Here is a 22568-nt window from a genome sequence, read left to right on the forward strand (position 1 = left end):
TTCACCCGGCCAAGGTGAGAGAGATAGGTTAATTCCGTGTTAAGCGGTTGCTATTCGGTGATCTGCTCGTTTTCGCCAAGGCCAGCACCGTCACCAGACAAGCGCGCATCCAAGGCCGCGCGCGGCCATTCAACCGCAACGATCGCGCCGCCCGTCTTACCCGACAGGCTGCGTCCGCCACCATTGGCAAAACGAAGGGTCGCGCCGGACCGTTCCAGCAGCGTTTTTGCGATGAACAGCCCAAGGCCCATCCCGTCATAGCCGGGCCGCGACGTGCGGACATCATCGCGCCGTCTTGCCCGCACGAACGGATCGCCAATCCGGCCGATGACCGACGAGGGAAAACCCTCGCCATCGTCGGAAATGCGCACCACGATACTGCTTTGCGACCACGACATTTCAATCCGCACAGTCGTTTGCGCAAAATCCACTGCATTCTGAACAAGGTTGCGCAGCCCGTGCACAATTTCGGGACGGCGATAGATCTGGGGCTGGGACGTGTCACTGCTGCCCATTGGAACCAGTGCGAAACGCACCTCCTTGCCGCGGTTGATATGTGGTTCTGCTGCTTCTTGAACAACGGTTTCCAGCGGGGCCTGCCGCAGGTGCAAATCATCCTTTCCCGCGCGCCCCATCGATCGCATGATATCGCGGCACCGGTCGGCCTGTTCGCGGATCAACGTCACATCCTCAAGCAGCTCGGGCCGGTCCGAGAGTTCGTCCATCAGCTCGCCGCTCACCAGTTTTATGGTTGCAAGTGGCGTGCCCAATTCATGGGCCGCTGCGGCAACGACCCCACCAAGATCGGTCAGCTTTTGTTCCCGCGCGAGGGCCATCTGCGTGGCAACCAGTGCCTCGCGCATGGAATTGGTCTCGGTTGTGATCTGGCGGGCATATAGCCCCTGAAACAACACGCCGATCATCAGCGCCGCCCACGACCCGAACAGGAACAAATCAGGCAGTGCAAGCGGCGTGCCGCCTGGCGCAAGGATGTCGACATGAAAGCGCACAAGCAGAGTCATGACCAGCATTGTCAGCCCACCCAGCAGCGCCGAATGACGAAACGGTAGAACCGTTGCACCAATCGTCACGGGCGCCAGCAATAGCAAGGCAAAGGGGTTATTGAGGCCACCGGTCAGATACAACAACACACCAAGCTGCAAGATATCGAAGACAAGCATCAGTGTCGCCTCGAGGGCGGACAGTCTTTTGTTCTCGGCGAAAACGAACATCGCGAACAGATTGCCAATCACCGAAGCGCCAATGGTCATGGCCGCCAGTCCGACCTCAAGCACCAGTCCGAACACTTGCGTGGCCACAAATAACGCAGTGATCTGGCCCGCCACCGCGAACCATCGTAATATCACGAGCGTGCGAAGCCGGACCCAGTTGCCTCGACGCTGTGCCGCGAACATATCTATGTCGATCTGTGCCAGTGGTTTTGCCCCTACGTGCGTCAAGCTGGACCATTGTTATTTGGCTTGTAGCGGTCGATCAATGCGCGAAACCCAAGACGGAGTCGATCACATGCGCAAAGCAGTCGTCATTTCCGCCGCAGTCGCGGCCTTTACCCTGGTGACCGGCGCCGTAGCGATGACAAAGATTTTCGCGCCAGATGATCCTTTCGCCGCGTGCCGCGCAAGCCAGGTCGCGGGTGGCGATATTGGCGGGCCGTTCACGCTTGTCGATGAAAACGGCGCAACCGTCACCGATCAAGACGTTATCACCGGACCAACGCTGGTTTATTTTGGCTATACTTTTTGTCCCGACGTCTGCCCGCTTGATAATATGCGCAACGCACTTGCGATCCACGAGCTGGATGCGCGCGGTATTCAAGTGACGCCAGTTTTCATTTCCATTGATCCGGCCCGCGACACACCGGAGCGCCTGAAAGACTTTACCGAAAATTTCCACGAGCGAATGATCGGGTTAAGCGGGTCGGATGAACAGATCGCCGCCGCTTCGCGCGAGTATCGCACATACTATGCAAAGCGGGACAGTGACGATCCGGAGTATTACCTGATGGATCACTCGACGATGTCCTATCTCATGTTCCCAGATTACGGTTTCGTCGAATTTTACCGTCGCGATGTCACCCCCGAAGATATGGCCGACAGCCTTCAGTGTTTCGTCGAAGCGGCCTCTTAGAATTGACCCGCACCAGATGGCGGGCTACCTCTAGGGGGACCTTGCAGGAGTGACGATTTTGGACACTGAACTGGACGCGATCGGCCCGGATAAAACATTGCTGCTTGTGGATGACGACGAACCGTTCCTGCGCCGCCTTGCCAAAGCGATGGAAAAGCGCGGTTTTTCTGTTGAGACCGCGGATTGTGTTGCCGCTGGCAAGGCCATCGCCACGGCCCGCCCGCCTGCTTATGCGGTGGTTGATCTGCGCTTGCTGGATGGTAACGGGCTTGATGTTGTCGAAGTGCTGCGCGAACGCCGCCCCGACAGCCGGATTGTCGTGCTTACGGGATACGGCGCGATTGCCACGGCTGTGGCCGCCGTCAAGATCGGCGCGATTGATTATCTGTCCAAACCAGCGGATGCGACCGATGTGATGAACGCGCTTTTGGCGACGGGGGATGACCTTCCGCCACCGCCTGAGAACCCGATGAGCGCGGATCGCGTGCGCTGGGAGCATATTCAGCGGGTGTATGAATTGTGCGACCGCAATGTCAGCGAAACTGCGCGCCGTTTGAACATGCACCGCCGCACGTTGCAGCGGATTCTGGCGAAACGCAGCCCGCGGTAGGGCTCAGAAACAGCGTATGGAATGCATATGGAAACCGTATGGAAACCATATGGGTCGCATCGGGCTATTGGTCTAAGCCGCGGCCTCGGATTTCAACCACTTCACAAACTGGTCGCGCGCGGCGGAAACCACCTCGGCACGGGTCAGGATGTGATAGGCGGTGGCGCTGTTTTCCTCGGTGCATAGGGTAATAAACACGCCCGACGTGATGTGTGGTGCAGCAATCGGGGCGGGCAAGACAGTAACACCCAAACCTGCGCGCGCCGCCTCTCGCGATAGCTGTCCGGTTGGGAAAACGGTGACCTTCTCGTCCGCCAGATCAATCCCGTTTTCCGCCATCCAGAACCGCTCTTCGGACCGCGCGCCATCCATCAGCCAATGCGCGCCCTTGAGATCGGCAAGGCAGGTGATTTTGCGCCCTTTCAGATAGCTGGGGGCGGCAACGGCGACATGGCCGGCGGGCATGAGCTTCGTCGATGTGACACCGGGCCAGCCGCCCTTGCCGTAACGGATCGCGATGTCGATATTGTCGGCGCGCATATCGACCAGCCCCATGCCGGGGATCAGTTCTACCTCGATCTCGGGGTGTTTTTCCCAGAATGCGCCGATCCGGGGCATCAGCCAGTTGGCCGCAAAAGACGGGGTTACAGCCACACGCAGGGGCCGCACCTTGGTGCGATCCAGCAAGTCGCGTGTCGCGGACCCGATTTGCGCGAATGCCTCGCCCAAACTCAGCGCCAGCGTTTGCCCGTCCGGTGTCAGGGCCATACCGCGCCCGCTGCGCAGCATCAGCGGCAAGCCGAAATGGGCCTCGAGCGTGCGCAGGTTCTGTGCGATTGCGGCATGTGTGACGTTCAATTCACGCGCGGCAGCCGAGAGCGTGCCATGTCGCGCCGCAGCCTCGAAGGCACGCAGCGCGTTCAGGGACGGGATATCACGCCAATCCATATGAAAGCCATGCTAACATATTGTCAATTTCGCTGACTCGGCGTTCAGACGCAAGTCCCTTATTCATAGGCTCATTAACAACGCCATAGGAGGCTGACATGTTTACAATACTTGCAGATGCGATGTTCACGGCGACACGGGTCAATCGCGGTGATCACTTGCCCGACAAACGCAACGATTGGGCAGATCGGTTTGTGCCGACCAAGCGGCGCGCGAACCAACCGGACCGCTATCGCCACAACCCCTACCGCGACCTTTGGTAATTCACGATGTATGGCCGCCAATTCGTCAGGTGGTGGCCATACAGACAAGGTTACATCTGGGCCAGTAACTGAGCATGGCGCGCGGTATAATCGTTGCGCGCCTCGACAGGCGGACGCAGGCGAATCTTGCAGTTCTGGGCCAGTTTTGGGTCTGGTTTGCCAAAAAACCTGTCGGCCTCGGTTTTGGTGAATCCGGCGATCTGGGTCGCCTCAAGCCAGGCGCTGATCTTGTCGGCCTTCTTGATCTGCTTTTTCACCGCGACAGGCACCTGTGCGGGCAGGCCATAGCGGATATGGATCGCCGCCATCAGCCGATCATCCAGCGCACCGTAACCAGGGCCAACGGCGGCTTTGACGGGGCTGATCATGTCGCCGATCACATATTCAGGGGCGTCGTGCAGCAGCGCGGCAAGCCGCCATTTGATAGGCGCGCCTGGGTTCATCTGGCCAAAGATATCCTCGACCAAGAGCGAATGTTCGGCGACGGAATAGGCGTAATCACCAATCGTCTGCCCGTTCCAGCGGGCGACAAAGGCAAGGCCATGCGCGATGTCCTCGACCTCGATGTCAAACGGGGTCGGGTCCAGCAGATCAAGCCGGCGACCCGACAGCATTCTTTGCCATGCGCGTGGTTGTTTCATCGGCCTTGGATAGCAGATGGGCGGTAATCTGCAATCAGTCTCAGGCGGCTTGGGCCATATCCACGGGTGGGCGACGCTGAATGATCATCTGTTTTTCAACGCATTCAATGATCGACAAGCAATCAGCATGGGCACCCAGAAATTCCGAGGTCGCGCGGATCACGCCGTCTTTCCACCAGCCGCCGATGTAATAATCGTCAATCGCGATGACGGCCGTTTCCTTGGTCTTGGCAAAGGCAATCTCAAGATCGGCCTTTACACCATCATAGCTGTGATCACCGTCAATATAAACGAAATCAAGCGACCCGTCAGGGATCGCATCGGCCACGTCCACCGATTTGCCGCGCAGGATTTCGACCTGACCTTTTTCAACACGTTTCTTGAACCGGCGCGTGACGCGCTCGAACACGTCTTCCATGTCGTTATCACTGTCTTTGTGATACCAGGTGTTTTCATAAAGCGGATCTTCGAAGTTGATCCACGGGTCAATCAGATACAGTTTTTCGGGGCGGCATTCGTTGATGATTTCCGTGCTGAATCGCCCGCGAAACACACCAATCTCGGCACCGTGGCCCTTGAGTGGAAATGAACCCAATACACCCTTTCGGGTACGACGAAGTACCTTGGTCATAGTCACTGCCCCTTTTGATCTGCCGGTTTTCCGGCTTGTTAGGGGTAAGGCTAAAAATAAAATGAGGCATTAATTGGGCAAAGTAACGGAGCAGCCTTGATTGCCTAACGATGAAGGCAATGTTAAGGGCCACGCGACACATCATTGCAGGAGCAGCCGATATGGCGAAGGACTATATTGTTAAGGACATTGCGCTTGCCGCATTTGGCCGCAAGGAACTTGATATTGCCGAAACGGAAATGCCCGGACTGATGGCCTGCCGTGACGAGTTTGGCAAAAGCCAACCCTTGAAGGGCGCGCGCATCGTCGGCTCGCTGCATATGACGATCCAGACGGCCGTGCTGATCGAAACGCTGGTGGCATTGGGGGCCGATGTGCGCTGGGCGTCGTGCAATATCTTTTCGACACAGGACCACGCCGCGGCCGCGATCGCCGAAGCCGGTGTGCCGGTTTTCGCGATCAAGGGCCAAAGCCTTGAGGAGCATTGGGACTATCTTGATAAATCCTTCATGTTCCCCGAGGGCGCAAACATGATCCTCGACGATGGCGGCGATGCGACCCTTTATATCCTGCTGGGCGCGCGCATGGAAGCTGGCGAAGATGTGCTGGCCGTGCCGACATCCGAAGAGGAAGCGGTGATCAAGGCGCAGATTCAAAAGCGCATGGCCCAAACCCCAGGCTGGTTCACCAAGACCAAGGCCGACATTCAGGGCGTATCCGAGGAAACAACCACTGGCGTTCACCGCCTTTATGATCTGCACAAGAACGGGCAGTTGCCATTCCCCGCGATCAATGTGAACGACTCTGTCACCAAGTCGAAGTTCGACAACAAATATGGCTGCAAGGAAAGCCTGGTTGACGGTATCCGCCGCGCCACAGACACGATGATGGCTGGTAAGGTTGCCGTCGTCATGGGCTATGGTGATGTGGGCAAAGGTTCAGCCGCCAGCCTGCGCGGTGCAGGTGCCCGCGTGAAAGTCACCGAAGTTGACCCGATCTGCGCGCTGCAAGCGGCAATGGACGGGTTCGAGGTTGTTCTGCTTGAGGATGTTGTCGGTTCCGCTGATATTTTCATCACCACCACCGGCAACAAGGACGTCATTCGCATCGAGCATATGCGCGAGATGAAAGACATGGCGATCGTCGGAAACATCGGTCACTTTGATAATGAAATTCAGGTTGCCGCGCTGAAGAACCACAAGTGGACCAATATCAAGGAACAGGTGGATATGATCGAGATGCCGAACGGCAATCGTCTGATCTTGCTGTCCGAAGGGCGCCTGCTGAACCTTGGCAACGCGACCGGCCACCCATCGTTTGTGATGTCGGCATCCTTTACCAATCAGGTGTTGGCACAGATCGAATTGTGGACTAAGGGCGACGAATACCAACCCGGTGTCTATATCCTGCCCAAGCACCTGGACGAAAAGGTCGCGCGTTTGCATCTGGACCGGATCGGCGTGAAACTGTCAAAACTGGACCCTGAACAGGCCGCCTATATTGGTGTGTCGCCCGATGGCCCCTTCAAGCCCGAGCATTATCGCTACTGAACAGGCCTGATGCCCGAGGATACGAATAAAAACACCGCCCCGAAACGGGGCGGTTTTGCGTTCTGTGCGGCACCTTACGCACGGCCATGTGGCGCTACTTTGGATTCATCCTTCCGCCCGCGACAGCGCCTTCGATTGGCTTGACCCTTTCGCCGGATTACGATGTGCGGCACGCAGACCATTTCCATCTGCAATCGCGGGTGCGGTGGATGCCGCTAAGCTGTCAGCGACGACACGAAGCCTTCGCGGATGACAGCCGGATCATAGGCTTTACGGTTGAACACCTCGCGGACCATTGGGACGAAATGCGTGATTGGTAGCGCGTCATAGTCAGGATCAAATGATGACTGATCCCAGCGTTCACAAAACTCGGCGCAACTGTCAAAGCAGGGATGATCCCTGAAGCGGTCACGCGCATCGCGGTCCCACCCATAGTGATGGGCGTAATACAACATCTGAAAGATCCCGTGGTGTTCGACGACCCACGCCACATCCCAGCGGACGAACGGGCGGATCACCTCGGCCGAAAAGCGATCGTGGTTTTGCGGGGCGAGTCCGTCACCGATATCGTGCAGCAACGCACCGACGATCCAGTCAATATCCGCGCCGTCGCGTTCCGCGCGGGTGGCTGATTGCAGCCCGTGATCCAGACGGGTCAGCGGATACCCCTCAAGGGACACTTCGCCCTGTCGGCGAAGTTCATCCATGATCCGGTCTGACGTCATTGCGAGATAGGGTCTTTCGAGCTTCTCGAGCAATTCGTAATCCTCGCGCGTGCCGTCCTTCATCTGGGTGAAACTGACCGTTCTTGTGACCGTCATCTTGATGCTCCCGATATCATCGCTGGCCACAGTATGCCGAAAATCGGCGTCTGGCGATATATGCAGTGACGCGAGCGCCCGCGTTTTCCCCCTGTTTTTCCTTTACCGTGCGCCCCTTGTCGCCTTACCATTCGCCTAGCGCCGTATATTCGCGGCCAAACGCTTCATTGGTGGGAGATTTCAAATGGGCAAGAGAGACGACCTTATCGCGCAGTATGCTGACGATCTGAAAAACAAATGCGGTATGACCCCTGACATGGCTTTGCTGACCAAAGTCACAATCGGCTGTGGTCCTGCGATCTATAACGCGGACGCATCGACTGTTGCCGGCAGCCAGCCCAGCGAACTTGAAACCGTCAAAGACAACTTTCTGATCAAGAAGCTGGGTCTTGCCGATAGCCCACAGCTGATGGAAGCAATCAATTCGGTGCTGCAAACCTACGGCCAGTCCGAGCGCAACAAGTATCGCGCCGTGGTCTATTACATGCTGACCAAGCACTTCGGCAAAGAATCTGTTTACGGCTAAATCCGCCGTGACCGGCGTGAGCGCCCGCCCGGTTGGGTGGGCGTTTCGCATTTTAGGCAAGTCCTAAGGGCTATTCCTTTGCCTCGACTCACGTCTTTGGGCTATCAAGGGTTACGGCCAGGATGGCCCGGACCAAGATTTCAAATACGTGTGTGGTGGCTTTGGGAGCACGCGGGTGAGAGAAAGGGTCTGGGCGGGGTGCCTGGACCCTTTCGTTTTCTAGAACAGCATCAAAACGGCGCCCATGATCGCGCAGCCAAACGTGGCATAGCCCGCGTCGATTACCGTCAGCTTGAACGGGCGCATCCCGTAGGCGTTGTTGATCATGATCCACGGGCTGATGAAAAACAGCCCAATTCCAAGGCCAGACACCAATCCCTTACCCAAAGTCGTGATGTCAGCCAAAGCGAAGGCGTGACGCATCATCCCGGCGACAAGCAGCATTGCGACAAAGGCCAAAATGAACGGCACTGGCGATCCGCCTTCGGGCCGCCCATCGTTTCCGACCTTGATTCCGCTCGCTTCCATCCAAGGTTTGGACAGCGTCATATACCAGACCGCCCCGAAGGCGAAGCCGGCGATCGCTGCGACAATCACTGACAAATATCCCATCTTTCCCTCCTGTTTTTATTGGTGAAGGGAATTATGGCGTCAAATATCCACACAATCTATGGCTTTGTGTTGCCCAATGCACAAATGGTCAGCCATTCATCCGGCGTGACAGGCTGCACCGATAGCCGCGCGTTTTTCACAAGCACCATGTCTATCAGCCGTTCATCGCCCTTGATCTGGTCCAGCGCGACTGACTGCGTGAAAGGGCGAACAGCCTTGATATCAACGCATTCCCAACGATCATCATCGGTTGTGCTATCGGGGTGGGCGGTCGCGCAAACTTCGACGATGCCGACAACCGCCTTTTCAGTCTGCGAGTGATAGAAAAAACCCAGATCGCCGATCTTCATCTCGCGCATGAAATTGCGCGCCTGATAGTTGCGCACACCGTCCCATTCTTCGCCCGCATCGCCCTTGGCAACCTGCTGCTCCCAGCTCCATGTCGACGGTTCGGATTTGAACAACCAATAAGCCATCAGCCAACCACCTTGTTCCACTGCTCAAGCCGGACCTTTTCAAACAATCCAGCCTTGGCATATGGGTCATTGTCGGCCCACGCCTGCGCGGCGGCCCGATCAGCCACGTCCATAATGATCAGCGACCCTGACATCATGCCATCGGGGTCGACAAACGGGCCGGCCATTTCCACGACGCCCATCTCGGCGATATAGGCGAGATGCGCATCGCGGTTGGCCTTGCGAACTTCGATATGGCCGGGTTTGTCTTTGGTGATCAGTGCAAAACGCATGTCATTCTTCCTTGAGTGGGCGCGACAGAAGTCTCTGCATCGCCTGTGTTGCGGTGATATCCTTGTTTACCAGTCCGTTGACGACGGCGCAGATTGGCAAGTCGATTTTTAACTTTTTGGCCAATCTAGACACTGCTTTTGCGGTCGCGGCGCCCTCGACGGTTGTTGACGTGTCAAATTCCGTTCCCGCCCCAGGGCAAAACCATAGCGATAGTTGCGGGACTGGTCAGACGTGCACGTCAGCGCAAGATCACCAAACCCCGAAAGCCCGGCGAATGTTTCGGGCTGGGCATCAAAGGCAACGGCCAAGCGCTGCATCTCGGCAAATCCGCGGGTCATCAGTGCCGCACGCGCACTTTCGCCAAATCCCGCCCCCATGCAGGCACCGCAGGCTATTGCCATCACGTTTTTCAACGCGCCACCCAATTGGGCACCTGCCACATCCGTCGTGCGATACAACCGCAGCGTTGGCGTGGAAAGCACGGCCTGCAGCATTTCGCCCGCTGCTTCATGGGCGCAGGCAAGTGTCAGGGCCGTGGGCAGCCCACGCGCAATATCGGCGGCAAAACTGGGGCCAGTCAGCATCGCAGGAGTCGAGTCCGGCACAATGCGTGCGATCAGATCGGCGGGGCCATCGCCGGTTTCGATGTCGATCCCCTTGCAACAAGTTACCAACGCCTTTCCGCGCAATGCGGTGTTGTGCTGTGCGAGAAAACCGCGCAAGGTCTGGGCCGGAATCGCGAGGAGTATAACGTCACAGGCAAAAGCATCATCCAGATTGGCTGTCACAATCAGGCTATCGGGGAATGCCACACCTGCCAGCCGCCGCGTGTTTTCCCGTTCGGCCTGCATATGCAACACGGCTTTTGGGTCGCGGGCCCAAAGCGTCACGCGATCCCCGTTTGTGGACAAGGCAATCGCAAGGGCCGTGCCGAATGCGCCTGCGCCAATCACCGCGATACTCATGCCTTTGCCCCCTTCTTGCCTGATCCTAACAGCGCCGGACTCGTCTTGTCCAAGGGCCATCGTGGCCGGGCCGAGAGGGTAAGATCATCAACGTCGCCCAGCGCAAAACGTGCCAGCCCCGCATAGGCGATCATCGCCGCATTATCAGTGCAAAGCGCAAGGGGCGGGGCGACAAAATCAGTGTCTAACTTAGCACAAATGCCCTGTAATTCAGTTCTGATGACGGCATTTGCCGCAACCCCGCCTGCAACCGCCAGAACGGGCCGCGCGGGGTCCAGCGCCAGATAAACCTCCAGCGCACGGCGAGATTTCTCTGCAAGAACATCAGCGACGGCTTGTTGGAAGCTGGCGCAAAGATCGCTGCGCCCTTGCGCTGGCAGACCGCCATGTTCGGCGACGATTCCATCGCGGGCGCGACACAAGGCGGTCTTGAGACCCGAAAATGACATATCGCAGCCGTCCCGATCCAACAGCGGACGGGGGAGCTTGAATTTGTGGGGGTCGCCTGCGGTTGCAGCCTGTTCCACCGACGGCCCACCGGGCTGCGGCAGGGCCAAAAGGCGCGCGGTCTTGTCAAATGCCTCGCCCGGAGCATCGTCAATCGTGCCGCCAAGGCGGCGATAGCTGTCCGACCCTTCAACAAGCAGAAACTGGCAGTGCCCACCCGACACCAGCAACATCAGATAGGGGAACGCCACATTATCCGTCAGGCGCGGCGTCAAAGCGTGCCCGGCAAGGTGGTTCACGCCGATCAACGGCTTGCCTGTTGTGACGCTTAGCCCCTTCGCGCACATCACGCCGGACAACACGCCACCAATCAGACCGGGGCCAGCCGTGACGGCAATAGCATCAATATCAGCAAGCGTCTGGCCGGACTGCCGCAAGGCGTCCTCGACGCAGTGATCAATCTTTTCCGCATGCGCGCGCGCCGCGATTTCAGGGACTACTCCGCCGTAATTCGCGTGAAGCGCTACCTGCCCAAATACGACTGACGAAAGGATATGTGCATTGTCAGGGGTGCCGCGGACGACCGCCGCAGCGGTATCGTCACAACTGCTTTCGATACCAAGAATGGTCAGGTCAGGGGTCATAACGGGTTCCGGTTGCGCCTTTGGTATAGGCAGGTAACACTCGCCAGAGCCGCAAACAATGGACTGGGGGCCGTTTGAGAGCATCGATTATCATAACGCGCCCGCAAGCGGCGGGAGAACGTCTTGCGAAACAGTTGCGTGACGTGATCGGATCGCATTGCGCACTTATCCGATCACCCGTAATCGACATCGCGCCTGTATCGGCCACACTGGGCCAGACCCGATACCGCGGCGTTCTCTTTACCTCGGCGCATGGCGTGATCCATGCGCCTGATGGAATCAGGCCGCTGCCGTGCTGGTGTGTTGGCGACGTAACCGCGCGCGCCGCGCGTGACGCTGGATATGACGTGAAACACAGCGCCCCTGATGCAGAAACGCTGCTTGCCGACATCTCCACCGCAAAAATTGCCGGCCCGCTGCTGCATTGTCGCGGCACATATGCCCGTGTCGATCTGGCCAAACGCCTGACCGCTATGGGCATCCCCTGCGATGATCTTGTGGTTTACGCACAGAGATCACGCGCCCTTTCGGCGAAGGCGCGCGCAGCCCTTGGGGGTGAAACCCCTGTGATACTTCCCCTGTATTCGCCCCGCAGCGCCGCGTTAGTTGCGGATCAGGGGCCGTTCGCGGCCCAGATCACAGTGGTCGCGATCAGCGATGCGGTTGCCAATCAGGCGGCACGCCTTGAACCCGTAAGGGTGATTGTCGCTGACCACCCTGATGGGGTGGCCATGTTGGCGGCGATTGCCACTGTCACTGGGACGGTTTGCCCCAAGTAACGCCGCTTGAGGGTCCTCAACTGGCGGGATAGGGTTGAGCGTGCGCAAGCGGAATCGGAGAGGGTGTCAACGTGGCCAAGAAAACGACGCAGCAGAACAAAGCCGCAGCCAAAGAACCTGACATTGTCGAAGAAGCCGAAGTTGTTGTGGACGCCGACCCGGTTTCGGATACTGCTGACTTGGATTCAGCACCTCCTGAAGCAGATCAACAAGACAGTGCTGAACCAGAAGCGCCGATCGGCGATACAACGCCCGACGTGACACCAGAGGATGCTCTTACACCTGTTGAAAAGCCGCGCAGCGTGTTCGCCCCGCTGGTGTTAGGTGGCGTCGTCGCTGCGGCGTTGGGCTATGGCGCTGCAACATATTTCAACATGTCCAACGCGCCTGAAACTCCAGATTTCGGCGCGATGATTGCCGATCAAGCCGCACAGATCGCCAGGCTTGAGGCGCAGATCGCCGCTGTGCCCGCTGCCGTTGATATCGGCCCCCTTGAAACCGCGCTGGCCGACGCACAAGCGGCGATTACGCAGGATATGGCAACGCTTGGCGGGTCTTTGGCTGAAATCGAAGCGCGTTTGGCCGAAGTTGAGAAGCGCCCCGGTGCGGATGGCACATTGTCGGATACGGCCCTTGCCGCCTACGAGCGCGAGCTTGAGGCGTTGCGTGCTGAAATGGCCGCGCAGCAGGAGTCTGTGCGCCAGATGGCCGAAGAGGCCGCGGCGCAGCTTGCCGCCGCCCAGTCAGAAACCCAAGCGATCGAGCAAGACGCGATTGCAACTGCGCAGGCCGCGACCGCGCGGGCGGCCTTGGGGCGCATCCAGATCGCGATGGATACGGGTGCCAACTTTGAAGGGGCACTAGCCGATCTGCAGGCGTCGACCGAAATGGATATTCCCCAAGCGGTGCCGGCGGCTGCAGGGGGTGTTGCGACAATGGCTATGCTGCAAGATGAATTTCCTGCCGCCGCCCGTGCGGCGATGGCGGCGGCCCGCGCCGAAGGCGTTGCAGGCGAAACCGGTGGATTTGGCGCGTTTCTGCGCGATCAACTTGATGTGCGTTCGGTCGTTCCCCGCGAAGGCGATGACCCTGATGCGATCCTTTCGCGCGCCGAGGAGGCCCTGCGATCGGGCCGCTTGACCGATGCGCTTGCCGAAATCGAAGCGCTGCCCGAAGTAAGCCGTGCCGCGCTGACTGATTGGATCGGGCAGGCGCAGGCGCGCGCTGATGCAATCGCCGGGGTCGAAGCCCTGTCCCAAACCCTGAACCAGAATTGAGGCTGCCCAGATGCTTTGGTCCCTGACTAAGATTATCGCGTTCATCGCCATCGTCACCGGCCTTACCTTTGGGGCTGTCTATCTGATGAATACCTCTGGCGGTGCTGACATCACGATCGCGGGGTATAACGCGAATCTGTCAACGCTCGAGCTGACGATCGGCTTCGCGTTGTTGATCTTGCTTGTCTGGCTGTTACTGAAATTGATGGGGCTTTTGGTTGCAACTTTCAAATTCCTGAATGGCGACGAAACCGCGATTTCGCGCTACTTTAGCCGCAACCGCGAACGCAAGGGTTTTACGGCCTTGTCCGAGGGCATGATGGCGCTCGCGTCCGGTGAAGGGCAGTTGGCATTAGCCAAGGCGGCCAAGGCTGAAAAGTATCTTGAGCGTCCCGAACTGACGACCCTCTTGACCGCACAGGCCGCGGAACTGGCCGGGGATCGGCGCAAGGCCGAAGAAACCTACAAGCGTTTGCTTCAGGACGACCGCACGCGGTTTGTCGGTGTGCGCGGTATCATGAAACAAAAGCTGGCTGACGGGGACACGGCGACAGCGCTCAGGCTGGCCGAGAAAGCCTTTGCCATCAAACCCAAGCATGTGGAAACGCAGGATGTTCTGTTGCAACTTCAGGCCTCGACCGAAGACTGGAAAGGCGCCCGCCAAACACTGACTGCCAAGTTGAAAAGCGGATCGCTGCCGCGTGATGTGCATAAACGCCGCGATGCGGTGCTGGCGCTGTCCGAAGCCCGCGAAGTGCTGGCCGAAGGAAATTCAATCAACGCTCGCGAAGCGGCAATCGAGGCCAACCGTCTGTCACCCGATCTTATTCCTGCCGCCGTCATGGCGGCCCGCAGTTACATCGAGCAAGAGAATACGCGCTATGCGACCCGCGTCATCAAGAAGGCCTGGGAAGTGCATCCGCACCCTGATCTTGCTGCAGTGTTTGCCGAAATCGTGCCGGACGAAGACCCGACCGCGCGCATCAAACGGTTCGGCGCCTTGACGCGCATTAACCCCGACGATCCTGAAACGATCATGCTGAACAGCGAGCTTCAGATCGCCGCCGAGAATTTTCCCGAAGCCCGTCGCGCCCTGCGTGATTTGGTCGAAACGGCGCCAACGGCCCGTAACCTGACCCTCATGGCAGCGATCGAACGTGGTGAAGGCAGCGATGATCAGGTCGTGCGTGGCTGGCTGACCAAAGCACTGACTGCATCGCGCGGACCGCAGTGGGTGTGTGACAAATGCCAGAATATCCATGCGGCCTGGACCCCCGTGTGCGGCAATTGCGGCTCATTCGACACGCTGTCGTGGAAAACACCATCATCCGGCGAAGTCGCAATGCCTGCTGGTGTTGAAATGCTGCCCCTGATCGTCGGTCAAATTGCCGATCAATCTGATGAGACGACCGAAGATACCATCGACGCCGAGGTCATCGACGCCGACCCAGTGGACGAAAATTAGGTCTTTTCCAGAAACGGCCAGAGTGCTATCAGCCGCTCCGATAGGCCGGTGTAGCTCATCAGGTAGAGCACATCATTCGTAATGATGGGGTAGTAGGTTCGAGTCCTATCACCGGCACCATTTCCAGATTTATATCAGTCTTCGTGCGGCGCGATTGTGAACACTGTGCCGCCTGCCGCTTTTGCGTCCTCTAGGTCGTGCGTCACCATGACCACCGGCAGATTGCGGACGCGCGCGCGCGCGAACACAAGGTCGCGCACCTGCGTGCGCAGCGCGGTATCAAGCCGTGAAAATGCCTCGTCGAGCAAAAGCACACAAGGTTCGGCCAAAAGCATCCGCATCAGGGCGACGCGGGCTTTTTGGCCACCCGAAAGTGTTGCGGGATCGCGATCGGCATAGCCCTCCAAATCGACTTCGCGCAGGGCCTCGTTGATTTTCGCGGCACGCTCTTGCTTGCTGCCGCCAGCGCGCAGCCCAAAGGCAAGGTTGGCACCCACGCTTAGGTGTGGAAACAACAAATCGTCTTGAAACAGGATACCGACACGTCGCTGATGGGTTGGCAAATCGGTAATATTCATCCCGTCCAGCCACACTTCGCCCGACGCGCGAAACTCCGGCGCCAGATTGCCCGTAATCATCGCCAACAAGGTCGATTTACCGGCACCGGACGGCCCCATCACACTGAGGACCTCGCCTGCGGCAACGGTGATATCAATCGCCACGAGCCGCCTGTCATTATGAGAAATGACAACGTTACGCAGTTCCAGACCCTTAAGCATGCAGCCCCCTACGATTGCGCCATACCAAGGCAGGAATAATGAGCGCGAGAGCGAATGGCACAAGCGCCGCCGCCGTTTGCGCCAGACCGTAAACGGCGATCGCACGTCGGTCGCCGCCCGATGCTAGCGCGACGGCCTCGGTGGTCAGCGTCGAAACCCGACCGCCGCCGATCAGAAGCGTTGGCAAATACTGACCCACGGAAACCGATAACCCGACGGCAATCGCCACAAGCACGGGACGCGTCAGCATTGGCAGGCGCACTTGCCAGAACACGCGGTTTGGTGATGCCCCAAGCGCCGCGGCCGTCACGCCATTCCGCCCGTCCCACGCCCGATAGGGATCACCAAGCGATAAAAAAACATAAGGCAACACAAACACCAGATGCGCCGCGATCACCGGACCACGCCCCACGTCCGCACCCAGACCCAATAGCAGGGTCTGCAGGCCTGGCAAAAACGTGGTTTGCGGCACTAACAATGGCAAATACAGCAACCACAGCCCGCGTGAAGTGATCTTGCGCCCACTGCGGTGTTCGGCCTCGAGGCAGCCCAGAACAAGCGCGAGAGCCAGCCCCGTCGCGGTCATCGCGACGATGAACGTCTCGCCGAATGCGCCGCCCGTATCAGGGCCGTGCCGCATCCATGTGCGCAGGCTGAAACTGTCGGGCAAGGCGTTCGGAAAGCTCCAGAATCCGGCAAAGGACCAAACCAGCAATCCACCCAATCCGGCAAAGATCAACGCCGCTGTCAGCGCTCCGGCACCCAGACCCAACGGGCGGATCGCGCCGTCCAATCGTCCGCGCCCGCCGCGTATCACCCACGACAGACCAATCCGGGCCACGATAAATTCGCCAAACCGCCAAACGCTTAACGCGGCAACGACCAGCGCCAGTTGCAGCAAGGCTCCGGCGGCCGCCAGGAGTCGCATGCCCAGGTCGGGGTCTCCCATCCATTTAACGATCAACACCGACAAGGGTGGCGGTGTGGTCGGCCCGAGGATCACCGCAACATCAACGACCGACATGGAATAGGCCAGCACCACATAGACCGGCAACCTGATCTGCGCATAAACCCGCGGAAAGACCGCTTTTAACCAGCCTGTGAGCCGCCCGTAGCCCAACGCCTGCGCAACCAGGAGACTGCGGCGCTGTTGCACCTGGCCCAAGGCCGCGATTGTCATCAACAGCAAAAACGGAACCTCTTTGATGATCAAACCGGCCGTCATTGCCAGCCCGTATGGATCGTTGAGGATCAACACATCGGGCGGGCGGTCCCATCCGGTCAGGCCGGGCGACACCAGCCGCACGATCCAGCCCGAAGGTGCGATCAGAAACGCAAGGCCAAAGGCGGCCGCAGCATGTGGCACGGCCAGCAGCGGTGACAAGAGTCGCTCCAGCACCTGAAACGCCGGCGTGCCCGACCAGCCGCCCGTGATAAGGACGACGATCAGCACCGAAATGCCGGTTGCAAGCAACCCTGTCGTGACGGAAATGCGCGCGGCGGCCCCGATCCCCGGCGTGGTCGCAAGCATCCGGAGCGCATCAAGCGAAGGGCCATCAAAACCGGCGACAGGCAGGTGCCCAAATGCTGGCAGCACGGTGCCCCAAAGCCCCGCCACAACGGGGCCAAGCATTGCCAGAAGCGTCACAATCGGAACAAGGGCGATCAGGCGCGGCATGGCTTTCGGGCGCCTACCCCCTATTGCGCCGTGCCATAGCGCGCCATCCAGTCGTCGGTGATCCGAGTCATCCAGCTGGGGTGCGGTTCAGCAACAACAGAGCCTAATTCAGCCGGCGAAAGGGTCGCGATACCCAAGTCAAGCGTATCAAACAACGCGCGGTCTGTGTCCGTCAGCGCGGCCATGTCCAGCACCGTCCCATAACCCAGAATGGCGGGGTCTTGTGCACGGGCCTGTGCCTCGGGCGACATCAGGAAGTTGGCAACGATCATCGCGCCCGCGACCGAACCGGAATTATATGGAATGGCCACGAAGCTGGCATTGCCGATCGTGCCCTTGTCCAACACAAAGGTGCGCACGGTGTCGGGCAGTTGCTGATTGGCAATCGCGGCTGTCGCCTCGCCGGGGCTAAAGGAAATCGCCAGATCAATTTCGCCGTCCGCGATCAGCTGCAATTGCGCTGGGCCCGTCGCGGGATAGGCGCGCCCCTGACGCCAAAGCGTGGGCGTGAGGGCATCAAGATAGTCCCACAAGGGGGCTGTGACTTTGGCATAGTTTTCATCGGTCGCGGGGGCATACAGCGGTGCCTGATCGTCAATCAGATCGACCAGCGCCTGTTTCAGAAATGTCGCGCCCAGAAAATCGGGCGGTTGGGGATAGGTAAAACGGCCAGGGTTGGCTTTGGACCAGTCCAGGATCGCCGTCATGCTGCCCAGCGGATCGGCCAGATCGGCGGTGTCGTGGATAAACACGACCTGCGCCATCGCCCAGGGGGCCTCGAATCCTTCAACGGGCACCGTAAAATCGGTCTGCACGGTCTTGCCATTGCTATCGACCACAGCCCAGTTGGGCAGTTGTTCAGCAAAGGGACCAAACAGCAGATCAGCGTCTTTCATCGCAGCGAAATTCGCGCCGTTGATCCAGATCATGTCAATCGCGCCATCATTATCGACGCCCGCCTGCTTTTCGCTGAGGACTCGTGTCACGGCATCGGCGGTATCGGTCAGTTTGACGTGTTCGAGGGTCACGCCATAGTCTTCGGCAACACGTTCGCCGACCCAGGCAATGAAATCGTTGGTGGTGGTCGACCCGCCCCACGCGTTCCAGTAAACGGTTTGACCTGCAGCTTCGGCCATCACGGCGTCCCAATCGGCGGGGTCGGGATTGGCCAGCGCGGGCAGGGGTGCCACAAGTGCGGCGATTAGGGCGAGATGTTTCATAGGGTGGCCTTTCAGGTGGTAAAGAGTTGCCGCGCCGCATGGATACGCAAGCCCGCAGTGACAAAGCACAGCGCGCCGAAAATCCAGGCCATCACGGCAAAGTATGCGGGAAAGAGGCACAGCAGCACAAAGAAGATGATCGTTTCGGTCCCTTCCAGAATGCCGTTGGAGTAATAGAGCGATTTTTTGCCCTGCGTCGAGGTCTGCATCTGCGCCTTCTCGGCCAGGATCGCATAGCCAAGAAAGCTTGTGCCATTAAAGTAGAAACTGGTCAGCAGGAATGCCCCGGCGGCACCATTTGCCCCCGCATCATATAACACGAACGCCAGCGGAATCGCGCCGTAAAACAGAAAATCCGCAGCGATATCGAGGTAACCGCCAAAGTCCGTCTTTTGCGTTGCGCGGGCGACGGCACCATCAAGCCCGTCAGCCACGCGCGAGGCGAGCAGAAAAACCAGCGCCGCCGAAAAAGCCCCGAACACGATCAAAAGCGCGGCAATCAGCCCGAGGCCAAGCCCGGCAATCGTCACTGCATCAGCCGACACGCCTCGCGCTGCAAGACCGCGGCCCAGTGTGTTCAGCGGCGGGTCAATGATTTTGCGTGCAGCAGCGTCAAGCATGATGCCCTCCCTTTGTAGAAACGTTTTGGCTGATGGAAGGTTTTGACGCAATCGGGGTGACGCGAATGTGAGACGGCGTAAGATGTTGCAGCCGATCACCCTGATTTGAGGGCCCTGCAACATCACTGGCAATTGCGTGCGCTAACCCCATATCCTGCATCAGAACAATGAAAGGGACGCCATGACCACCTATCGCAAAGACCCTGACGTGATCGCCACCCTGACACCCGAACAATACCGCGTGACGCAGCAAAGCGGGACCGAACGCGCCGGCACTGGCCCTTATCTGGATAACAAGGAGCCGGGGATTTACGTCGATATCGTATCCGGTGAGCCGCTGTTTGCATCATCCGACAAATACGAAAGCGGCTGCGGCTGGCCCAGCTTTACCAAGCCGATCATGGATGATCATATCAACGAATTGCGCGACATGACCCACGGGATGATCCGCACCGAAGTGCGCAGCACGCATGGCGACAGCCACCTGGGCCACGTCTTTCCCGATGGCCCTACGGATCGCGGCGGGCTGCGCTATTGCATCAACGGCGCCAGTCTGCGCTTCGTCCATCGTGACGATATGGAAGCCGAAGGCTATGGCAAATTCATCGACCAAGTGGAGGACGTAGCATGAGTGAACGCGCAGTTCTGGCGGGCGGATGTTTCTGGGGCATGCAGGACCTGATCCGCAAGATGCCCGGTGTGATTTCGACCCGTGTGGGCTATACGGGCGGCGATGTCGCGAACGCCACCTATCGCAATCACGGCACCCACGCCGAAGGGATCGAGGTGATCTTTGACCCCGACGTGATGACATACCGGCGGTTGCTGGAGTTCTTTTTCCAGATCCACGACCCGACGACGCCCAACCGCCAAGGCAATGATCGCGGCATGTCTTATCGCTCGGCGATCTATTACGTTGATGACGCACAGCGCGACGTAGCGTTGGACACCATCGCCGATGTGGATGCCAGCGGCCTTTGGCCCGGCAAGGTTGTGACCGAAGTAGAGCCCGCCCGCGATTTCTGGGAGGCCGAACCCGAGCATCAGGATTACCTTGAGCGTCTGCCCAATGGGTATACCTGCCACTTTGTGCGGCCCGATTGGGTCTTGCCGCGCCGAAATGCGGCCGAATAGACCCTAATTCAGCGCAATACGGGGCCGGCCCTGTGCCGCAACCTTGATTGTCGCTTCGACAAACATCGTCTTACCTTCGATCTCGGCGGCCTTGACCTCGCGATCAAAGGTCAGGCGAATTTCCTCAACGCCAGCTGCGCGCGCCTTGTCGCAGGCGATATCCTCAAGCGCTTGGGTCAAGGCGCTCATCGCCGCCTCGGCCTCGCCAAACCGCTTGGGCCCATCGGGTAGGTGTGCAACAAACACACCCTCGCCTGCGCTCGTGACGGTGCCGCTTTCGTGCATGGATACCTGCCCGACGACCGCGCCGATGGCATTCGCCACACCGCCATGCGCCGGTAGAATCGTTGGCGTATGTAGCGCCGTTCCAACCGCGCCATAATAATTCTGCGCCGATGCACCAAGGCCAATCACCGGCACATTCAACCCGGCATTGATCCGCACTACGCCTTGGTGCCTTGCCAGACCCGCCTGCATCAACGGATGGCGCGCAAGATTGCCCATAGGCTGATCACCCCAGTCAAAATCATCTTCGGCAAAGGCGGCTTCAAGCAGGTATTGGGCCGTTTGTCGTGTCAGTTGATCAATGATCATTCGCGCAAGGTCGTCGGCCCCTTTGGCAATTCGGTCGCCGCCGCCCATTCGGCGGCGCGCGAACAGCGTCAGCGCCTTATGCGCTGCCAATTTGTCCCAGGCGTCAAGCTGGCCCAGCACATGCGCCGCGTCTGATGGGGTGATGCCAGCAATCATCACCGCACCACGTTTCACCAATCGCGCCAATGCCGGCCCCTCTACGCGCGTTTGCACCGCATCTTGCAAACGCACCGGGCCATTCGCCAACCGTTCCATGACGCGTGATTCGCGCTTGTCGAGGCCTTCGGGCGCAGCCTCCCAATGGGGTATGACAAACCGCCCCGCTTCCTCGGGGGGTGCGTCTTGCGTCAAGGCGCGGTCAAGCGCGTCATGGACCAACCCTGGATGCTGCTGCGCCAGCAATGACACAGGGCAAAGACGGCGCGGCCCCAATCGCAAACCGCCCGACAGCCCGTCCTGCACCTGCACGTCGCTATCGCCGCCAAGACCCCAGGTGCGCATCGCGACGGCCTCGACCATTGTGCGGAAGGGGCCAACGCGCGCACCCTGTGGATCAATCTTGGGCTTGCCGTCGCGCAGCAGGCAAATATCGGTGGTTGTGCCGCCAATATCGCTGACCAGTGCATCTGTTTCACCAGTTAGCCAACTTGCGCCCGCGATGCTGGCCGCAGGCCCGCTCAGGATCGTTTCAATCGGGCGCTCGCGCGCCAGCTCGGCAGAAACAAGCGCCCCGTCGCCGCGCACAACCATCAGGCGGGCGGTGATGCCGATTTTGGTCAAATGCCCCTCGCAAGCGCCAATCAAACGATCAATCATGCCGATCAGACGGGCATTCAACACAGCTGTAAGCGCACGTTTGGGCCCACCAAGGGCCGAGGAAAGTTCGTGGCTACAGGTCACAGGCTTGCCGGTGATCTCTCGGATCAGATCGCGCGCGGCAATTTCGTGGGCGGGGTTCCGCGTCGCAAAACTGGCGGCGACGGCGAAACCGGTCAGACCCTCGGGAAGATCAGTGAGACCTGCGGTAAGCGTATCAAGGTCAAGCGGCGCGGCTTCGTTGCCCGCATGGCTATGCCCGCCCGCAAGCAAGATCACCGGATCGCCGACCAAAGCCTCGGTCAGCCCTGCGCGGGACAACTCGGCCTGATCAAACCCGATGAACACCAGTGCAACGCGCCCACCCTGCCCTTCGACAAGCGCATTCGTGGCAAGTGTTGTCGACAGGGACACCATCGCGATCTGGTTTGGCAAAGCACCGGATTGGGCAAGAACAGTGTCGATTGCACGCCCGACGCCCAACGCAAGGTCAGGGCGGGTTGTCAGGGATTTGGCGGATGCAAGGACGGTATCGCTACCTTCATCCAGCAGGACCGCGTCTGTGTATGTGCCGCCGGTGTCAACGCCCAAGAGAATGGCCATGTGTTGCCCTTTGCTAAGTGTTGCGCCATAGGGCCCAAATCGAGGCGG

24 protein-coding genes, 1 tRNA gene and 1 pseudogene are annotated in these 22568 nt (G+C 59.1%); 11 read left to right on the plus strand and 15 right to left on the minus strand.

The features are described from left to right. Positions 1–50: 50 nt before the first annotated feature. On the minus strand, positions 51–1436 hold the full coding sequence (regB, locus tag FTO60_RS16175) for a sensor histidine kinase RegB (RefSeq protein WP_148057188.1): 1386 nt from the start codon (positions 1434–1436) through the stop codon (positions 51–53). A 91-nt stretch (positions 1437–1527) separates the two neighbouring features. Between regB and FTO60_RS16180 the strand changes: the two genes are divergently transcribed. Continuing rightward, positions 1528–2148 (plus strand): SCO family protein, encoded by a 621-nt coding sequence (locus FTO60_RS16180; RefSeq protein WP_148057189.1) that lies wholly within the window; start codon positions 1528–1530, stop codon positions 2146–2148. A gap of 55 nt (positions 2149–2203) precedes the next feature. Next, complete coding sequence (locus FTO60_RS16185; RefSeq protein WP_148057190.1) at positions 2204–2758, plus strand: ActR/PrrA/RegA family redox response regulator transcription factor; 555 nt, start codon at positions 2204–2206, stop codon at positions 2756–2758. Positions 2759–2830: 72 nt separating this feature from the next. Here the strand turns inward: FTO60_RS16185 and FTO60_RS16190 are convergent, their stop codons facing one another. Next, positions 2831–3706: a LysR family transcriptional regulator gene (locus FTO60_RS16190; protein ID WP_148056924.1), complete on the minus strand. Its 876-nt coding sequence runs from the start codon at positions 3704–3706 to the stop codon at positions 2831–2833. 98 nt (positions 3707–3804) lie between these two features. On the opposite strand from FTO60_RS16190, the gene FTO60_RS17775 reads away from it, so the two are divergent. Continuing rightward, positions 3805–3969: a hypothetical protein gene (locus tag FTO60_RS17775; RefSeq protein ID WP_172623916.1), complete on the plus strand. Its 165-nt coding sequence runs from the start codon at positions 3805–3807 to the stop codon at positions 3967–3969. 50 nt (positions 3970–4019) lie between these two features. On the opposite strand, the gene FTO60_RS16195 is transcribed toward FTO60_RS17775, so the two are convergent. Continuing rightward, on the minus strand, positions 4020–4610 hold the full coding sequence (locus FTO60_RS16195) for an HD domain-containing protein (protein WP_148056925.1): 591 nt from the start codon (positions 4608–4610) through the stop codon (positions 4020–4022). 40 nt (positions 4611–4650) lie between these two features. After that, positions 4651–5241 (minus strand): class I SAM-dependent methyltransferase, encoded by a 591-nt coding sequence (locus FTO60_RS16200; protein ID WP_148056926.1) that lies wholly within the window; start codon positions 5239–5241, stop codon positions 4651–4653. 161 nt (positions 5242–5402) lie between these two features. Between FTO60_RS16200 and ahcY the strand changes: the two genes are divergently transcribed. Continuing rightward, on the plus strand, positions 5403–6791 hold the full coding sequence (gene ahcY, locus FTO60_RS16205) for an adenosylhomocysteinase (protein ID WP_148056927.1): 1389 nt from the start codon (positions 5403–5405) through the stop codon (positions 6789–6791). 215 nt (positions 6792–7006) lie between these two features. Here the strand turns inward: ahcY and FTO60_RS16210 are convergent, their stop codons facing one another. Next, complete coding sequence (locus FTO60_RS16210; RefSeq protein WP_148057191.1) at positions 7007–7579, minus strand: HD domain-containing protein; 573 nt, start codon at positions 7577–7579, stop codon at positions 7007–7009. Between the two features lie 217 nt (positions 7580–7796). Here FTO60_RS16210 and FTO60_RS16215 point away from each other — a divergent pair, with 217 nt between their 5' ends. Beyond that, positions 7797–8138 (plus strand): DUF2853 family protein, encoded by a 342-nt coding sequence (locus FTO60_RS16215; RefSeq protein ID WP_148056928.1) that lies wholly within the window; start codon positions 7797–7799, stop codon positions 8136–8138. A gap of 219 nt (positions 8139–8357) precedes the next feature. Here the strand turns inward: FTO60_RS16215 and FTO60_RS16220 are convergent, their stop codons facing one another. The 5 genes and pseudogenes from FTO60_RS16220 to tsaD form a co-directional block, all read right to left on the minus strand. Continuing rightward, the gene (locus tag FTO60_RS16220) at positions 8358–8750 is read right to left on the minus strand and encodes a DUF1761 domain-containing protein (RefSeq protein WP_148056929.1); all 393 of its coding nucleotides are present in this window, start codon (positions 8748–8750) and stop codon (positions 8358–8360) included. 56 nt (positions 8751–8806) lie between these two features. Continuing rightward, the gene (locus FTO60_RS16225; protein WP_148056930.1) at positions 8807–9226 is read right to left on the minus strand and encodes an EVE domain-containing protein; all 420 of its coding nucleotides are present in this window, start codon (positions 9224–9226) and stop codon (positions 8807–8809) included. Then, positions 9226–9498: a YciI family protein gene (locus tag FTO60_RS16230; RefSeq protein ID WP_148056931.1), complete on the minus strand. Its 273-nt coding sequence runs from the start codon at positions 9496–9498 to the stop codon at positions 9226–9228. Before FTO60_RS16230 ends, FTO60_RS16225 begins: the two co-directional genes overlap by 1 nt. Position 9499: 1 nt before the next feature. Continuing rightward, positions 9500–10464 (minus strand): annotated as a pseudogene (locus FTO60_RS16235) (NAD(P)H-dependent glycerol-3-phosphate dehydrogenase). Next, entirely contained in the window at positions 10461–11555 is a 1095-nt protein-coding gene (gene tsaD / locus FTO60_RS16240; RefSeq protein WP_148056932.1) for a tRNA (adenosine(37)-N6)-threonylcarbamoyltransferase complex transferase subunit TsaD, read from the minus strand. The pseudogene FTO60_RS16235 and the gene tsaD overlap by 4 nt, the downstream one beginning before the upstream one ends. Positions 11556–11698: 143 nt before the next feature. On the opposite strand from tsaD, the gene FTO60_RS16245 reads away from it, so the two are divergent. From FTO60_RS16245 to FTO60_RS16260, 4 genes are all read left to right on the plus strand, one after another. Further along, a complete protein-coding gene (locus FTO60_RS16245) occupies positions 11699–12334 on the plus strand; it encodes a uroporphyrinogen-III synthase (protein ID WP_172623917.1) in 636 nt (211 codons plus the stop codon). 71 nt (positions 12335–12405) lie between these two features. After that, a complete protein-coding gene (locus FTO60_RS16250) occupies positions 12406–13611 on the plus strand; it encodes a COG4223 family protein (RefSeq protein ID WP_148056934.1) in 1206 nt (401 codons plus the stop codon). A gap of 10 nt (positions 13612–13621) precedes the next feature. Further along, positions 13622–15076 carry a heme biosynthesis protein HemY gene (locus FTO60_RS16255; protein ID WP_148056935.1) on the plus strand — a complete coding sequence of 485 codons (1455 nt, stop codon included), beginning with the start codon at positions 13622–13624 and terminating at the stop codon, positions 15074–15076. A 44-nt stretch (positions 15077–15120) separates the two neighbouring features. Further along, positions 15121–15196: transfer RNA gene (locus FTO60_RS16260), tRNA-Thr, on the plus strand. A gap of 14 nt (positions 15197–15210) precedes the next feature. Here the strand turns inward: FTO60_RS16260 and FTO60_RS16265 are convergent. From FTO60_RS16265 to FTO60_RS16280, 4 genes are read right to left on the minus strand one after another with little or no spacing between them, the layout of a single operon-like run. Continuing rightward, positions 15211–15855 carry an ATP-binding cassette domain-containing protein gene (locus FTO60_RS16265; protein ID WP_148056936.1) on the minus strand — a complete coding sequence of 215 codons (645 nt, stop codon included), beginning with the start codon at positions 15853–15855 and terminating at the stop codon, positions 15211–15213. After that, positions 15848–17533, minus strand: coding sequence for an ABC transporter permease (locus tag FTO60_RS16270; protein WP_148056937.1), 1686 nt, complete (start codon positions 17531–17533; stop codon positions 15848–15850). Before FTO60_RS16270 ends, FTO60_RS16265 begins: the two co-directional genes overlap by 8 nt. A gap of 20 nt (positions 17534–17553) precedes the next feature. Continuing rightward, positions 17554–18753, minus strand: coding sequence for an ABC transporter substrate-binding protein (locus FTO60_RS16275; RefSeq protein ID WP_148056938.1), 1200 nt, complete (start codon positions 18751–18753; stop codon positions 17554–17556). Between the two features lie 11 nt (positions 18754–18764). Further along, on the minus strand, positions 18765–19373 hold the full coding sequence (locus tag FTO60_RS16280) for a CDP-alcohol phosphatidyltransferase family protein (RefSeq protein WP_148056939.1): 609 nt from the start codon (positions 19371–19373) through the stop codon (positions 18765–18767). Between the two features lie 181 nt (positions 19374–19554). On the opposite strand from FTO60_RS16280, the gene msrB reads away from it, so the two are divergent. Together msrB and msrA are read left to right on the plus strand one after the other, a co-directional pair. After that, positions 19555–20004: a peptide-methionine (R)-S-oxide reductase MsrB gene (gene msrB / locus FTO60_RS16285; RefSeq protein WP_148056940.1), complete on the plus strand. Its 450-nt coding sequence runs from the start codon at positions 19555–19557 to the stop codon at positions 20002–20004. After that, entirely contained in the window at positions 20001–20507 is a 507-nt protein-coding gene (gene msrA / locus FTO60_RS16290) for a peptide-methionine (S)-S-oxide reductase MsrA (protein ID WP_148056941.1), read from the plus strand. The genes msrB and msrA overlap by 4 nt, the downstream gene beginning before the upstream one ends. 3 nt (positions 20508–20510) lie before the next feature. Here the strand turns inward: msrA and FTO60_RS16295 are convergent, their stop codons facing one another. Further along, positions 20511–22520, minus strand: coding sequence for a hydantoinase/oxoprolinase N-terminal domain-containing protein (locus FTO60_RS16295; protein WP_148056942.1), 2010 nt, complete (start codon positions 22518–22520; stop codon positions 20511–20513). Between the last annotated feature and the right edge of the window lie 48 nt (positions 22521–22568).

Source organism: Octadecabacter sp. SW4 (genome assembly GCF_008065155.1).
In the GTDB taxonomy this organism is placed as follows: Bacteria; Pseudomonadota; Alphaproteobacteria; order Rhodobacterales; family Rhodobacteraceae; genus SW4.

Bases quoted from the DNA above. Each gene is read 5' to 3' on its own strand.
- FTO60_RS16295 (WP_148056942.1), bottom strand. From the start codon at position 22,520: ATGGCCATTCTCTTGGGCGTTGACACCGGCGGCACATACACAGACGCG.
- FTO60_RS16220 (WP_148056929.1), bottom strand. From the start codon at position 8,750: ATGGGATATTTGTCAGTGATTGTCGCAGCGATCGCCGGCTTCGCCTTC.
- FTO60_RS16215 (WP_148056928.1), top strand. From the start codon at position 7,797: ATGGGCAAGAGAGACGACCTTATCGCGCAGTATGCTGACGATCTGAAA.
- FTO60_RS16200 (WP_148056926.1), bottom strand. From the start codon at position 5,241: ATGACCAAGGTACTTCGTCGTACCCGAAAGGGTGTATTGGGTTCATTT.
- ahcY (WP_148056927.1), top strand. From the start codon at position 5,403: ATGGCGAAGGACTATATTGTTAAGGACATTGCGCTTGCCGCATTTGGC.
- FTO60_RS16190 (WP_148056924.1), bottom strand. From the start codon at position 3,706: ATGGATTGGCGTGATATCCCGTCCCTGAACGCGCTGCGTGCCTTCGAG.
- FTO60_RS16180 (WP_148057189.1), top strand. From the start codon at position 1,528: ATGCGCAAAGCAGTCGTCATTTCCGCCGCAGTCGCGGCCTTTACCCTG.
- FTO60_RS16270 (WP_148056937.1), bottom strand. From the start codon at position 17,533: ATGCCGCGCCTGATCGCCCTTGTTCCGATTGTGACGCTTCTGGCAATG.
- msrA (WP_148056941.1), top strand. From the start codon at position 20,001: ATGAGTGAACGCGCAGTTCTGGCGGGCGGATGTTTCTGGGGCATGCAG.
- tsaD (WP_148056932.1), bottom strand. From the start codon at position 11,555: ATGACCCCTGACCTGACCATTCTTGGTATCGAAAGCAGTTGTGACGAT.
- FTO60_RS16255 (WP_148056935.1), top strand. From the start codon at position 13,622: ATGCTTTGGTCCCTGACTAAGATTATCGCGTTCATCGCCATCGTCACC.
- FTO60_RS17775 (WP_172623916.1), top strand. From the start codon at position 3,805: ATGTTTACAATACTTGCAGATGCGATGTTCACGGCGACACGGGTCAAT.
- FTO60_RS16195 (WP_148056925.1), bottom strand. From the start codon at position 4,610: ATGAAACAACCACGCGCATGGCAAAGAATGCTGTCGGGTCGCCGGCTT.
- msrB (WP_148056940.1), top strand. From the start codon at position 19,555: ATGACCACCTATCGCAAAGACCCTGACGTGATCGCCACCCTGACACCC.
- FTO60_RS16280 (WP_148056939.1), bottom strand. From the start codon at position 19,373: ATGCTTGACGCTGCTGCACGCAAAATCATTGACCCGCCGCTGAACACA.
- FTO60_RS16265 (WP_148056936.1), bottom strand. From the start codon at position 15,855: ATGCTTAAGGGTCTGGAACTGCGTAACGTTGTCATTTCTCATAATGAC.
- FTO60_RS16225 (WP_148056930.1), bottom strand. From the start codon at position 9,226: ATGGCTTATTGGTTGTTCAAATCCGAACCGTCGACATGGAGCTGGGAG.
- FTO60_RS16275 (WP_148056938.1), bottom strand. From the start codon at position 18,753: ATGAAACATCTCGCCCTAATCGCCGCACTTGTGGCACCCCTGCCCGCG.
- FTO60_RS16230 (WP_148056931.1), bottom strand. From the start codon at position 9,498: ATGCGTTTTGCACTGATCACCAAAGACAAACCCGGCCATATCGAAGTT.
- FTO60_RS16210 (WP_148057191.1), bottom strand. From the start codon at position 7,579: ATGAAGGACGGCACGCGCGAGGATTACGAATTGCTCGAGAAGCTCGAA.